The organism is Parahoeflea alexandrii (genome assembly GCF_027214025.1).
GTDB lineage: Bacteria > Pseudomonadota > Alphaproteobacteria > Rhizobiales > Rhizobiaceae > Hoeflea > Hoeflea alexandrii_A.
Genome location: NZ_JAPWHB010000002.1, coordinates 687,650 through 700,998 on the forward strand (window position 1 = coordinate 687,650; position 13,349 = coordinate 700,998).

Consider the following 13,349-nt stretch of genomic DNA (forward strand, 5'->3'; position numbering starts at 1 on the left):
GCAGAGCGGCGGCGCTCAGCGCATCAGCTTGCCGATGGGGAAGATGGCGCAGGTTTCCGTGCCGTGCGCCAGGAGCTTGCCGGAACTGTCCCTGAGATAGGCCTCGGAGGTGGCAATCGTCTTGCCACGGTGCAGGATGCGGCCCTCGCAAGCGAGCTCCCCCATGTCGGGCAGGATCGGCCGGGTCAGGTTGAGCTTGAACTCCACCGTCGTGTAGCCCTCGCCGGGTTGCAGCGTCGTCATCACGGCGCAGGCAAGCGCTGAATCCATGATCGTTGCCGCCCAGCCGCCGTGAATGGTGCCAAGCGGGTTGAGATGGTCGACGCCCGGCGTGCCGGTGAAGACGATCAGCCCCTCCTCTACCGTGGTGAGCCAGAAGTTGAGCGTCCTCGCCATCGCGGCGCCCGGCAGGCGGCCTTCGAGAATGCCCTTCATCACTGACAGGCCGCCTTCTCTCGCCACCACATCGAGCGGCACGACGCCGGTGAACTGGCCGTTGGCGCGGTTGTTGCTGTCATCCATCATGAAATCGGTTCCTGAAGTGAGGGGGAAGCAGACGCGTCTTGCGGCATTGCCCGCAAGGCGGCCGTACAAAAACTTTCGCGGCTGATCGGCGGCTCGACGCCGCGTGGTTCGAACACGTGCCGGCCGAAAAAATAACCGGTCAGCCTGAACGCCTGGTCCAGCATTTCCCGGGTCGTGCAGGCCTGTGTCCGGTCGGGCAGGAAAGCCGGCAACGCCAGCATCCGGTCAGCCCAGGGACGGCCCGCTTCGGCAGACACCGCCCGGCCCGACTTCGGCGACACGTAGATGAGATCGGTGCGTGCGCCGGTCGCCGCGCAAGTACTCAGGTCGAGGCCGAAGCCCAGATCCTCAAGCACGGCGAGTTCGAACCGCACATAGAGCGCACCGGCTTCTTCCGGCGTATCCAGGCTGTCGAGAATGATGGCAAAGGCATCGTGCAGCCGCGGATGGGAATCGCGTTCCGGCAGCAGCCGGAGCAGCGCCGCCATCGCCTGCACGCCGTGCACGCCGATGGCGCTTTCCATCAGCCGCCCGGCGCGCGCGTTCAGGAGTTCGACCTGGTATTGACCCAGATGCTCGTCGAGCCTGGCGCGCCATACCAGATCCACCGAATTGCCCGGCTGCAGCACCGGTTGGTGGCGCTTGGAGCGGCCGCCGCGGACGATGCCCAGATGACGGCCATGCGCCTTCGTCATCACCTCGGCGATAACCGAGGTTTCGCCATGCTTCCTGAGGCCCAGGATGATTCCCTCGTCTCGCCATTCCATCGCGTGACTTTGCCCGCTCAGTGCGGAAATTCAAGTCCCATCTCGCGGTAGCGCTCGGGATCGTTGCCCCAGTTCTCGCGAACCTTGACGAACAGGAACAGGTGCACCTTCTGCTCGAGGATCTCGGCGATCTCCTTGCGCGACGCCTGGCCGATCGCCTTGATGGTCTCGCCCTTGTGGCCAAGCACGATCTTCTTCTGGCTCTCGCGCTCGACATAGATGACCTGCTCGATGCGCACCGAGCCGTCCTTCTTCTCTTCCCAGCGCTCGGTCTCGACATGCGATGCGTAGGGCAGTTCCTGGTGCAGCCGCAGGAACAGTTTTTCGCGCGTGATCTCGGCGGCCAGCTGCCGCATCGGCAAGTCGGAAATCTGGTCTTCCGGGTAGTACCACGGCCCTTCCGGCAGCTTTTTCGCCAGGTAGTCCATCAGGTCCTTGCAGCCAGAACCGTTGAGCGCCGAGATCATGAAGGTCTCGTCGAACTTGACCTTCTCGTGAATGGCCGCCGTCAGCGCCAGCAGCGTGTCGCGCTTGACCTGGTCGATCTTGTTGATCACCAGGATCTTGTGTCCCTGCCGCTCGGCGAGCGAATCCAGCAGCGCTTCCGCGTCTCCCCTGATGCCGCGTTCGGCGTCGATCAGCACCAGCACCAGGTCGCCATCCTTGGCGCCGCCCCAGGCCGTTGTCACCATCGCCCGGTCAAGCCGGCGCTTCGGCGTGAAGATCCCCGGCGTGTCGATGAACACGATCTGGGTCCGGTCATGGATGGCAATGCCGCGCACGATCGCCCGTGTGGTCTGCACCTTGTGCGAGACGATCGACACCTTGGCGCCGACCAGCTGGTTCATCAGCGTGGATTTTCCCGCATTCGGAGCGCCGATCAGCGCCACGAAGCCTGAGCGGGTCGGCCCCTGCGGTTCAGCCGGGGGTGCGTCTGTTTCAGGTGTGTCAGTCATTTTCTTTTCCTGCATTTGCCTGCCAGACGCCTTCGCGTTCGAGCACTGCGGTCGCTGCGGCCTGTTCGGCGGCACGCTTGGAGCGGCTGACGCCGCTGGCGGGCCTGGCCCCCTCGATCTCGACGGCCACCTTGAACACCGGCTCATGGTCGGGGCCGGACCGGTCGGTCACTTTATAGACCGGGGTAACGCCATAACGGGCATGGGCCCATTCCTGCAATTCGGTCTTGGCGTCGCGCCGTGCCGCGTCTTCGGCAAAGGCCCGCGGCTTCCAGTGCCTGTGAATGAACGCCCGTGCAGCCTCGAGCCCAGCATCGAGATAGATCGCGGCAATGATCGATTCCACCACGTCGGCGCGGACATTGAGCATGCGCTTGTCGGCAACCTGCTTGACATCGGCGCCGGTGCGGATGAACTCATGCAAACCCAGCTCGTCGGCCACTTCACCGCAGGTCTGCGCACTGACAAGCTGGTTGAGGCGCACGGAGAGTTCGCCCTCGCTGGCCTCGCGGAAATGCTCGAACAGCAATTCCGCCACGCAAAGGCCAAGCACGCGGTCGCCGAGAAACTCGAGCCGCTCGTAATTGCCACCCGCCGGATTGCGCAGGCTGGAATGGGTCAGCGCCCGCTCCAGCCTTTCGGCATGGGCGAATGTATGGCCGATGCGCTCCTCGACCCGGGCGACGATGTCCGCGACCTTTTTGGCTGCGCGCTTCATCGCTGCGCTGATTTGAAGAACCGGCCCAACCTGAGGTCGGTCGGCCACTTCCAGATTTCCAGCGGCGATGCATCCTCGGCTATCGAGAAGAAGATGATCGTTGCGCGGCCGATGAAGTTTTCGAGCGGCACATAGCCAACCTCGAAGCGGCTGTCCTGCGAGTTGTCGCGATTGTCGCCCATCATGAAGTAATGGCCTTCGGGAACGACGAATTCACGCGTGTTGTCGCCCGGCGAATTGGGGCTGAGGTCGAGCGTGGTGTAGGTGACGCCATTGGGCAGCGTTTCCTTGTAGACGGGAACGTCGGTGCCCTGGCTGTAACGTCCTTCCGGCTTGTAGCTGCCGACCAGCTCACGCGGGACCGCCTCGCCATTGATGAAGAGCACGCCGTCGGTGACCTGGATCCGGTCGCCCGGAAGCCCGATCACGCGCTTGATGTAGTCGATCTTGGTGTTGCTGGGCAGCCGGAACACCGCAACATCGCCGCGTTCGGGTTCGCTGCCCCAGATACGGCCGGAAAACAGATCCGGCGAGAACGGGATCGAATATTTGGTGTACCCGTAGGAATATTTCGAAACGAACAGATAGTCCCCGACCAGCAGGGTCTCCATCATCGAGCCGGACGGGATGCTGAACGGTTGGAACAACAGGGTACGGATGATCACCGCCAGCAGCAGCGCCTGGGCGAGCACCTTGATGTTTTCCCAAAGTCCGCTCGAATTGTCTTTTTTGGTATCTGACACGCGTTGAGTTCCTCGAGGTAGGGCGCGGAAGCGCTTTCTCTAGCTGTTTGCATCGTTCGCGGCAACACCGCTGGCCAATGTCCTGCAATCTGCTGCCGATATCCCCGCAAACGGATCCGCACAAGGCGGCAATGATGCGGCTGGCCGGGCGTCAGGACCTGGGAAGCGCTTCGATGACCACGAAAGCCTGCGCCAGCGGATAATCATCAGTTATTGTCAAATGAATGGCGCAGATCATGCCCGCAGGCGTCATGCTGTCGAGATGCTGCGCCGCGCCGCCGCTCAGCTGCATGGTCGGCTTGCCGCCCGGAAGGTTGACCACGCCCATGTCACGCCAGAAAACGCCTTTCGACAGCCCGGTGCCGAGCGCCTTGGAACAGGCTTCCTTCGCCGCAAACCGCTTGGCATAGGAAGCCGCGCGCTGTGCCCGGCGATCCGATCTGGCCCGCTCGACATCGGTAAAGCACCGGTTGGTAAAACGTTCGCCATGGCGTTCGAGGGTTTTCTCGATTCGCCTTATGTCGATAAGGTCGCTGCCAATGCCGATAATCACGCGCGGTTTGCCCTGTCTGCCGTTCGTTCGGAACTTGCCTTGGCCAGTTCCTGGAGCCGCACCCTGGCCCGCTCTGCCAGCCTCGATTTGCGCCGCGCCTGAAACGCCCGCACAGCCCAGTAGGTGAGAATATAGAAGGCGACGCCGCTGACCACCCCCGGCGGGATCGCACCGATGAGCATCGGCTTGAGCACCGGCTCCCACAGCTGACTGATATCCAGGTGCCTGAGCAGCGCTTCCAGATTGACGTGTTTCTGATGCGCGCCGGTCTCGATCCCGATCAGCATGTTGCCGACCTTCAGCGTAAGCGCCCAGATGAAGGGGAACGACAGCGGATTGCCGAAAGCGGTTCCAAGCGCCGCGGCAACCATGTTGCCCGCCAGCAGGTAGGAGATCGCGAACGCCAGGATGAAATGAAACCCGAGCAGCGGCGTCCAGGACGCAAAAACCCCGGCGGCGACGCCCGCCGCGATTGCGTGAGGTGTCGCCGTCAGTCGCAGCACGCGCTTGATGAAATACTGGAACGACCGGCCAAACGATCTCCTCGGCCAGAGCGCGGTGCGCAACCGGTCAAAAAATCCCTCGGGTCTTCGGCGACGAAACAGCATCTGGTGTCCGTATATCGCTCCTTTTGTGTCAGCTCTAAGTCAGCGCGACAACAAAACTCAAAAAGCGCTCTTGTTCCTTTGTCTTCGAAGGCCAGTCTGCCCGCCAACAGCGAAGAACTGGTAAAGGCCCGCTCCAAAATTCCGCCCTGCGCCAAACCACGGGCGCAGAGCAGCCTGACGCGCAGCCCGCCGGCGCGGGCTAGTGATAGATCCGCTCGACGGTGGAAACAGATTCGAGCGCCTTCAGCTGGGTGATCAGCTGGTTGAGGTGTTTGAGATCCCAAACCTGAAGGTCGATCAGCATCTCGGTGAAATCGGCGGCAACGCGGACCATGGTCAGGTTCTGGATATTGGTCTCGCTGGTCGCAATCGTCTGAGACACTTCGGCCAGTGTTCCCGGCGCGTTGATCGCGGTCACCAGGATGCGGGCTGGAAAGCGGTTCTTGTTGTTCTCGTCGATATCCCAGCGGATATCGATCCAGCGGTTTGGTTCGTCGTCGAACTTTGTCAGTTCCGGCGACTGGATCGGATAGATCGTGATACCGGCGCCTGTTTCCAGAATGCCGACGATCCGGTCGCCCGGCACCGCGCCGCCGGGGCCGAACTTGACCACCGAATTGTCATCCATACCGCGGATCGGCATTGCATCCATGTCCGGATCAGGCCCGATGCGCCGCGACGCCTTGGTGGTTTTCTGGGTTTTTCCAAGCCCGGGGAGCTTGAAGATCAGCCCTGCCGCGCTGCGCAGGTTGAACCAGCCCTCGTCGGCAGGCTTGCGCGGCGACACCCGGGTCTCTTGGTGATTGGGGTAGATCGCCCGGAAAACGTCATCCGACGCCAGTTCGCCCCGCCCGACGGCTGTCAGCACGTCCTCGACATCCTTGTGTCCCAACCGGTGCAGCACCGGCTTGAGGCCATCCTTCGACAACGGTTTTCCCGCCCGCGTGAAAGTGCGCTCGAGGATGCGCATGCCAAGGCCGGAATATTGCTTGCGCACCGCGGCCTTGGTCGCCCGGCGGATTGCCGCCCGCGCCTTGCCGGTGACGACGATCTCTTCCCAGGCCGGCGGCGGAACCTGGACGCCGGAGCGGAGGATTTCCACCTCGTCGCCGTTGGCGAGCCGCGTGACCAACGGCATGATCCGGCCATTGATCTTGGCGCCGACGCAGGTGTCGCCGATGTCGGTGTGCACCGCATAGGCGAAATCGATCGGTGTCGCCCCGCGCGGCAGGGCGATGAGCTGGCCTTTCGGCGTGAAACAGAACACCTGGTCCTGGAACAGCTCCAGCTTGGTATGCTCGAGGAAGTCTTCCGGATTGTCGCCGACCGAGAGCGCTTCGATGGTCTGGCGCAGCCAGGAATAGGCCCTGGAATCCTTGGACAGCACCACCGCTTCTTCGCTCGAGGCGGAATCCTTGTACAGTGCATGCGCCGCCACGCCGCGTTCGGCGATGTCCTGCATCATGCGCGTGCGGATCTGCAGTTCGACGCGCTGCCTTGAGGGTCCGACAATCGTGGTGTGGATCGAGCGGTAATCATTCTGTTTGGGCGTCGAGATATAGTCCTTGAACCGTCCCGGGACCACCGACCAGCGCATGTGCACGATGCCGAGCGCCCGGTAGCAGTCGGCCTCGGTGTCGACGACGATGCGGAAGCCGAACACGTCGGAGAGCTGTTCGAACGACAGCGACTTCGACTGCATCTTGCGGAACACCGAATAGGCCTTCTTCTGCCGGCCCTTGACCTGCGCCTTCAGCCCTTCCTGCTTGAACAGTGCCGACAGTTCGTCCTCGATGGTATGGATCAGGTCGCGATTGCGCTCGGAGAGTTCCGCCAGCTTGCCGGTGACCGTATCATAGGCTTCCTGGTTGATGTTCTTGAATGCGAGCTCCTCGAGCTCCTCGCGCATTTCCTGCATGCCCATGCGCCCGGCCAGCGGCGCATAGATATCCATGGTTTCCTCGGCGATACGGGCGCGCTTTTCTGGCGGCACGTGTTCGAGGGTACGCATATTGTGCAGCCGGTCGGCCAGTTTGACCAGAAGCACGCGCACATCGTCTGATATGGCCAGCAGCAGCTTGCGCAGGTTCTCGGCCTGCTTGGCCCGCTTGGTGACAAGATCGAGCTTCTTGATCTTGGTCAGCCCTTCGACGAGACGGCCGATGTCCTCGCCGAACAGCTCGTCAATCTCGGCGCGCGTGGCCGAAGTGTCCTCGATCGTGTCATGCAGCAGCGCCACGGCGATGGTTGATTCATCAAGCCGCATTTCGGTCAGGATCGCCGCCACCTCCAGGGGATGGGAGATATAGGGATCGCCGCTGGCACGCGTTTGCTTGCCATGTTTCTGCATGGCGTAAACATAAGCCTTGTTCAGCAGGGCCTCGTTGGCATCCGGCTTGTATTTTTGCACGCGCTCCACGAGCTCGTACTGACGCATCATCGGAATGGCACTCCAAAACAAGAAAATGCGCCGAATCGAACGACCGGCGCATTGCGTAGCATCAGCTGTCTATCGGCCTCTCGACCGGCTGCCGCCAATTCGTTGCAAATCGGCAGGCAATCGATCAGACGATCAATAGTCGTCGCTTTTTTCCGGCGGCACAAGCCCCTCGATGCCTGCAAGCAGTTCTTCTTCCGACATCGAGCCGAACGACACCGCTTCCGGCTGGTCGTCTTCGACGACGGTCTCTTCGGTAGCATCGCCGGTCTGCAGGTAACGCTCCGGATCGGGCTCCGGCTCGTCAACTTCGACATGCTTCTGCAGCGAGTGGATGAGGTCTTCCTTCAGATCACCGGGAGACAGGGTCTCGTCGGCGATTTCCCGCAAGGCAACGACCGGATTCTTGTCGTTGTCGCGGGGGATCGTGATCTGGCCGCCCTGGGAGATCTGGCGGGCGCGATGGCTGGCAAGCAATACCAGTTCAAAACGATTATCAACCTTGTCGATGCAATCTTCGACTGTGACGCGGGCCATTGCCTGTCCTTTACAAACTGCTATGGGGGAGTTTGTCCATGCGATAAACACATTGTGTGGCTAATTCAAGTCCTTTGCGCCAAAAGCTCCGTTTCAGCACAAAAACCGTCTCGCCGATATACGTCGCAATAAACCTTGAAACAGACCTTACCTATAGAACCTTTGCGTTAGCAGCAAGGATTCTTTAGCAGCCATGCATAAGTATCAAGGCCCAGACCCTTGAAATATGAGACCAACCGCCGCATTTGGTTCCACCTCACGATTTATTGAGTCGTGGAACAGTAGGATAATGGTACTTGTATGGCTTTTAAAAAGTTCGAGATCGATCTAAATTGGCCCTACAGAAGCCAGACTTGCCTTCAGTTGCGACAGAGGGCTTCTTTGAAAGGAAGATCATAAGTGTTTGATCCAAGAGAGAAAATTGCGCTTTTTATTGACGGGGCGAATCTTTATGCGGCGTCTAAAAGCCTGAATTTCGACATCGACTACCGGAAGTTGCTGAAGGCATTTCAATCCCGCGGGTATTTGTTGCGCGCTTATTATTACACCGCGTTGATTGAGGATCAGGAATATTCGTCAATCCGCCCGTTGATCGATTGGCTCGATTACAATGGGTATAAAGTAGTTACCAAGCCAGCAAAAGAATTTACCGACTCCATGGGCCGCCGGAAGATCAAGGGCAACATGGACATCGAGCTCGCCATCGACGCCATGGAGCAATCCGACGTGGTCGATCATCTGGTGATTTTTTCTGGCGATGGCGATTTCACCTCCCTGGTCGAGGCGCTTCAGCGCAAGGGCCGCAAGGTCACCGTGGTGTCCTCCCTCCTGTCACAGCCGCCGATGATTGCCGATGACCTGCGCCGCCAGGCTGACTACTTCATCGATCTGACCAGCCTGAAATCGGAGATAGGACGCGAGCCATCGGAACGCCCGCAGCGCGCTTATGCTCCTGCGGCAGAGGAAGAAGACGAATTCGAGGATTGATTGGCGAACTGGCGGTGTCTCGCCAGACCGTCCGCCACAACGAGCCGGATCACGATTGCACACTGTGCCCGCGGCTCAGGCGTTTCGCACTCGACAACCGCAAGGCGTTTCCCGGATGGCACAACGGGCCTGTTGAGACGTGGTATCCACTGCAAGGCCCGGGCGCGGTAAATCTGTTGATCGTCGGGCTGGCGCCAGGCTTGCGAGGCGCAAATCGTACCGGCATTCCCTTCACGGGCGACGAGTCGGGCACGCTTCTGTATGAAACTCTGGCCAGACACGGTTTCGCCGAGAACGGCCTTCACTCAGGCTCAACCGACCGGCCACTGCTGCAGGGCACTGCGATCACCAATGCGGTTCGCTGTGTTCCGCCGCAGAACAAACCGCTTGGAGCCGAAATCAACACCTGCCGGGGATTTCTCGTGGCAACGATCTCGCGATTGCCCGGCCTCAAGGTCATCGTCACCCTGGGCAGGATTTCTCATGAAAGCACCATACGCGCGCTCGGCGGCAAAGCAGCCCGGCACCCGTTTGCACATGCCGCGGAAACCGAAGCGAGCGGCGTCCACGTCATTTCGAGCTATCACTGCTCACGCTACAACACCAACACCGGTCGCCTGACACAAGAAATGTTCGATATGGTCTTTGAAAAGGCGGCCAGAGCGATCGGTCCCGGACCGGAACCGCTGGCCTGACTGGTCCTGGGGTTACCCGCGATCCCGCAGCAACCTCGATTTGTCCCGGTTCCAGTCGCGTTCCTTTTGGCTTTCGCGCTTGTCGTGGAGCTTCTTGCCGCGCGCCAGCGCCAGCAACAGCTTGGCCCGGCCCTTGTCGTTGAAATAGATCTTCAGCGGCACCAGCGTCATGCCATCGCGCTGCACCGCCTGGCCCAGCCTTGCGATCTCGCGGGCCTTGAGCAGGATCTTGCGCCGCCGCCGCGGCTCATGATTGAAGCGGTTGGCCTGCAGATATTCCGGAACGTAGGAATTGATCAGCCACATCTCGCCGCCTTCCTCGTTGGCGTAGGATTCGGCGATGTTGGCCTTGCCCTCCCGAAGCGACTTCACTTCGGTGCCGCCCAGCACCAGGCCAGCCTCGATGGTGTCGACGATCTCGTAGTTGAAGCGCGCCTTGCGGTTTTCAGCCACGACCTTGCCGTGCTGGGATTTGTCTTCCTTTTTCGGAGCCATGATCAGCCCGCCACGCCCGCCTGAGCAAGCGCCGCGTCAAGCAAGGCCGCTGTCCCCGGTTCAACCGTGGTCAGGGGCGAGCGTACGACATTCTTGATCAGGCCCATCTTGGCCAGGCAATACTTGGTTCCGGCCACGCCGGGCTCGTGGAAGATCGCCTTGTGCAGCGGCATCAGCCGGTCAAGCATGGTGAGTGCTGCGGCGTAATCGCCGCGTAGGGTCGCTTCCTGGAACTCGACGCATTCGCGCGGCGCCACATTGGCGGTCACCGAGATGCAGCCGACGCCGCCATGCACGTTGAAGCCGAGCGCGGTGGGATCCTCGCCCGACAGCTGGATGAAGTCCTTGCCGCAGGCCATCCGTTGTTCGGGCACCCGGGCGAGATTTCCGGTCGCATCCTTGACGCCGACGATGTTGGAGAAATCACGGGCAAGCGCCGCCATTGTCTCTACCGACATGTCGATCACCGAGCGTGGCGGGATATTGTAGATGATGATCGGCAGGCTGATCGCCTCGGCCACGGCCTTGAAGTGCTGATAAAGCCCCTTCTGCGTCGGCTTGTTGTAGTAGGGCGTGACCACCAGCACGGCATCCGCCCCGGCCTTTTCCGCGTGAACCGCAAGTTCGATCGATTCAGCGGTGTTGTTGGATCCGGCCCCGGCCACAACCGGAACCCGGCCCGCCGCCACTTCGACGCACAGTTCCACCACCCGCTTGTGCTCGGCATGGGTCAGCGTCGGGGATTCGCCCGTGGTGCCGACGGGTACAAGCCCGTGGCTGCCGGCCTTGATCATCCGCTCGACATGGCTTGCAAAGCCATCCTCGTCCACCGCGCCATTTTCGGTGAAAGGGGTAATGAGGGCCGGAAGGGAACCCTTGAACATGCTGATCTCCAAAAACTGTCACTAGACGCCCGCCGGGCGCATTCATTCGCCTGTACCGCAGGCGATACAGGAAATAACGGCGACGGAAAAGCCTTGCTCGGCACCTCGGAGCGCTTTTGCGTTGTTTGGAGGCCGTAAACCGCCAATTCGCCATGCCTGCCGCAGATTACCCGCAATTATGTCGGAACAATGCATTCGGGCGAGTTCGGGCGAGCTTGATAAGCTTTTCTTAACTCTTGCTTCACGGGCTTCTGGTAGCACAAGGCAAGCGCTTGAGAATTCCGGATCATCGCTCGGCGCGCGCGCACGGGATGGTTCGTTGACCGCAGACAGGGATATTAAATCGGACAGAAGGCCATAATGCCAAAAACCGCTCTCGCGACACTGATTGTGCTTTCCACCGCGCTGGTCGGCATTACATCCGCCGCGCCGCTGCCCTCCGGTTCAATCCCCCTGCCCGTGCCAAGGCCCGATGCTGCCGCCGCCGAAACCAGCCCGCCATCCGCATCGACACCCCGGGCCGCACCGGCAAGCCGAACCCTTCAATCCGGCCTGCAGGCGCTTGGCGACCGGGATGCCGGCCTTGCGCGTGCTATCCGTGATGCGATGCCGCGCGATACGCTTGACCGTCACATCCTGAGCTGGGCGATTGCCCTGTCCGGAATGGAAGGCGTGCCGGCGGCGGAAATTGCCGATGCGGAAGCCGAATTGAAGGGCTGGCCCGGCCTGGCGTCGCTTCCACGCCTTTACGAGAATGCCCTGTTTTACGAAAAGCCGTCGGCACAGAAGGCACTTGCGGCCTTTGGCGACAAGCAGCCCGAAACGCCAAAGGGCGCGATCACCCTCGTCCGGGCCCTGATGGAGACCGGCGACACCAAACGCGCACGCGCCATTGCCAAGAGCTTCTGGCGCACGGAGCTCATGCAGGACCGGGACGCGGAGATTTTCCTGCGCGAGTTCGACAACCTGCTCACCAAGGCGGATCATTTCCGCCGGATGGAAATGCTGCTCTACCGCGATCGCGTCAACGACGCCAAAACCCTTTCCAGTAAGGCCGAAGCCCAGTCGCTTTACCGTGCCTGGGCCGCCGTGATCCGCAATCCGGCAAAGGCCTCGGGCGCAATCAAGGCTGTCGACAAATCCTGGCACGACACGCCCGCCTATCTCTACCTGCGCATTCGCCAATTGCGCGAACTCGACCGCAACAAGCAGGCCGCGGCCCTTCTTGCCAGGATGCCCCGGGACCCTGCCCTGCTGGTCGACCCGGACGAGTGGTGGGTGGAAGCGCGCGTGGTCAGCCGTGGCCTCTACGAGAAAGGCGACGCAAAGGGAGCCTACAAGCTCGCGGCAGCCCATCTCGCCCAGAGCCCCGAAGCCATCGCCGAGGCAGAATTCCACGCAGGTTGGTACGCGCTCAGGGGATTGAAGGACGCCAGAGCCGCCACCAGGCACTTTGCCGCCATCCTGGCCGTGGCCAGCGGCCAGATTTCGACCGCGCGTGCCCACTACTGGCTCGGTCGCGCGGCGGAAGCCGGAGCCGGCGGCAAGCCGGCCGAGCATTATGCAAGGGCGGCGAACTACCCCTCGACATTCTACGGGCAACTCGCCAGCGCCAAGCTCGACCGCAAGTCGCTTGCGATCACCTACCCGCAGCCATCCGGGCAGGATCGCGCCAAGTTTGCCGCACGGGAAGCCGTGCAGGCAATCCGCAAGCTGGAAGACGCCGGCATGCAGTGGCGCGCCGACATCCTCTACCGCGCCCTTGCCGCCGAACTCGACAGTCCGGGCGAACTGGCCATTCTCGCGGCGATGGCGGAAAAGCGAGGCGAGCACCAGATATCATTGCAGATTGGAAAGGTCGCCTGGAACCGCGGTCTTGATGTGGCAGCGCTTGCCTATCCGCTCGGCGCGGTCCCGGCCGGCGCCAACATCAACGGATCCGGCAAGGCGCTGGCCTATTCGATCGCCCGCCAGGAAAGCGCGTTCAACAAGGCCGCGATCTCACCTGCCAACGCCCGCGGGCTGTTGCAGATCCTGCCCGGAACCGCCAAGGCGGTCGCCGCACGCCATGGCCTGCCCTATTCGAAAGACCGCCTGACAAGCGACGCCGGCTACAATGCGACCCTGGGCGCCCATTTTCTCGGCGAACAGATCAGCGAGTTCGGCGGATCCTACATCCTGACCTTTATCGCCTACAATGCCGGCCCGAGCCGGGTGCCGCAGTGGATCAAGCGCTTTGGCGATCCGCGCGGGCGGCCGCTTGACGAGGTCATCGACTGGATCGAGATGATCCCGTTCACCGAAACCCGTCATTACGTGCAGCGCGTCATGGAAAACTACCAGATCTACAAGGTCCGGCTCGGCCAGCCGGGCAACATCGAGACCGATCTCAGGCTCGGCCGCCGATGAGACCTGTCGCATCGCAGCGAAAATAGGTTATAGGC

At 61.5% G+C, this 13,349-nt stretch carries 14 protein-coding genes; 3 read left to right on the plus strand and 11 right to left on the minus strand.

Annotated elements, in window-relative coordinates; translation table 11 throughout:
- Positions 1-15: 15 nt before the first annotated feature.
- From O4H62_RS09480 to rpoZ, 9 genes are all read right to left on the minus strand, one after another.
- Complete coding sequence (locus O4H62_RS09480) at positions 16-525, minus strand: PaaI family thioesterase (protein WP_269387258.1); 510 nt, start codon at positions 523-525, stop codon at positions 16-18.
- Entirely contained in the window at positions 522-1,292 is a 771-nt protein-coding gene (gene recO / locus O4H62_RS09485) for a DNA repair protein RecO (RefSeq protein WP_269387259.1), read from the minus strand. The genes O4H62_RS09480 and recO overlap by 4 nt, the downstream gene beginning before the upstream one ends.
- Positions 1,293-1,309: 17 nt before the next feature.
- Positions 1,310-2,248: a GTPase Era gene (gene era / locus O4H62_RS09490; RefSeq protein WP_269387260.1), complete on the minus strand. Its 939-nt coding sequence runs from the start codon at positions 2,246-2,248 to the stop codon at positions 1,310-1,312.
- Positions 2,241-2,966: a ribonuclease III gene (gene rnc, locus O4H62_RS09495; RefSeq protein ID WP_269387261.1), complete on the minus strand. Its 726-nt coding sequence runs from the start codon at positions 2,964-2,966 to the stop codon at positions 2,241-2,243. Before rnc ends, era begins: the two co-directional genes overlap by 8 nt.
- A complete protein-coding gene (gene lepB, locus O4H62_RS09500) occupies positions 2,963-3,709 on the minus strand; it encodes a signal peptidase I (protein WP_269387262.1) in 747 nt (248 codons plus the stop codon). Before lepB ends, rnc begins: the two co-directional genes overlap by 4 nt.
- A gap of 151 nt (positions 3,710-3,860) precedes the next feature.
- Positions 3,861-4,262, minus strand: coding sequence for a holo-ACP synthase (gene acpS, locus O4H62_RS09505; protein WP_269387263.1), 402 nt, complete (start codon positions 4,260-4,262; stop codon positions 3,861-3,863).
- Positions 4,259-4,870 carry a DUF2062 domain-containing protein gene (locus O4H62_RS09510; protein ID WP_269387265.1) on the minus strand — a complete coding sequence of 204 codons (612 nt, stop codon included), beginning with the start codon at positions 4,868-4,870 and terminating at the stop codon, positions 4,259-4,261. The genes acpS and O4H62_RS09510 overlap by 4 nt, the downstream gene beginning before the upstream one ends.
- A gap of 199 nt (positions 4,871-5,069) precedes the next feature.
- A complete protein-coding gene (locus O4H62_RS09515; protein ID WP_269387267.1) occupies positions 5,070-7,310 on the minus strand; it encodes a RelA/SpoT family protein in 2,241 nt (746 codons plus the stop codon).
- 132 nt (positions 7,311-7,442) lie between these two features.
- Positions 7,443-7,844, minus strand: coding sequence for a DNA-directed RNA polymerase subunit omega (gene rpoZ / locus O4H62_RS09520; protein ID WP_269387269.1), 402 nt, complete (start codon positions 7,842-7,844; stop codon positions 7,443-7,445).
- Positions 7,845-8,243: 399 nt separating this feature from the next.
- Here rpoZ and O4H62_RS09525 point away from each other — a divergent pair, with 399 nt between their 5' ends.
- Together O4H62_RS09525 and O4H62_RS09530 are read left to right on the plus strand one after the other, a co-directional pair.
- Positions 8,244-8,831: an NYN domain-containing protein gene (locus O4H62_RS09525; RefSeq protein ID WP_269387271.1), complete on the plus strand. Its 588-nt coding sequence runs from the start codon at positions 8,244-8,246 to the stop codon at positions 8,829-8,831.
- Positions 8,832-8,845: 14 nt separating this feature from the next.
- Entirely contained in the window at positions 8,846-9,526 is a 681-nt protein-coding gene (locus O4H62_RS09530; RefSeq protein WP_269387272.1) for a uracil-DNA glycosylase, read from the plus strand.
- A gap of 12 nt (positions 9,527-9,538) precedes the next feature.
- On the opposite strand, the gene smpB is transcribed toward O4H62_RS09530, so the two are convergent.
- Both smpB and dapA read right to left on the minus strand, forming a co-directional pair.
- Entirely contained in the window at positions 9,539-10,021 is a 483-nt protein-coding gene (gene smpB / locus O4H62_RS09535) for an SsrA-binding protein SmpB (RefSeq protein ID WP_269387274.1), read from the minus strand.
- Positions 10,022-10,023: 2 nt separating this feature from the next.
- Entirely contained in the window at positions 10,024-10,905 is an 882-nt protein-coding gene (dapA, locus tag O4H62_RS09540; protein ID WP_269387277.1) for a 4-hydroxy-tetrahydrodipicolinate synthase, read from the minus strand.
- A gap of 360 nt (positions 10,906-11,265) precedes the next feature.
- On the opposite strand from dapA, the gene O4H62_RS09545 reads away from it, so the two are divergent.
- The gene (locus tag O4H62_RS09545) at positions 11,266-13,314 is read left to right on the plus strand and encodes a lytic transglycosylase domain-containing protein (RefSeq protein WP_269387279.1); all 2,049 of its coding nucleotides are present in this window, start codon (positions 11,266-11,268) and stop codon (positions 13,312-13,314) included.
- The last annotated feature ends 35 nt before the right edge of the window (positions 13,315-13,349 follow it).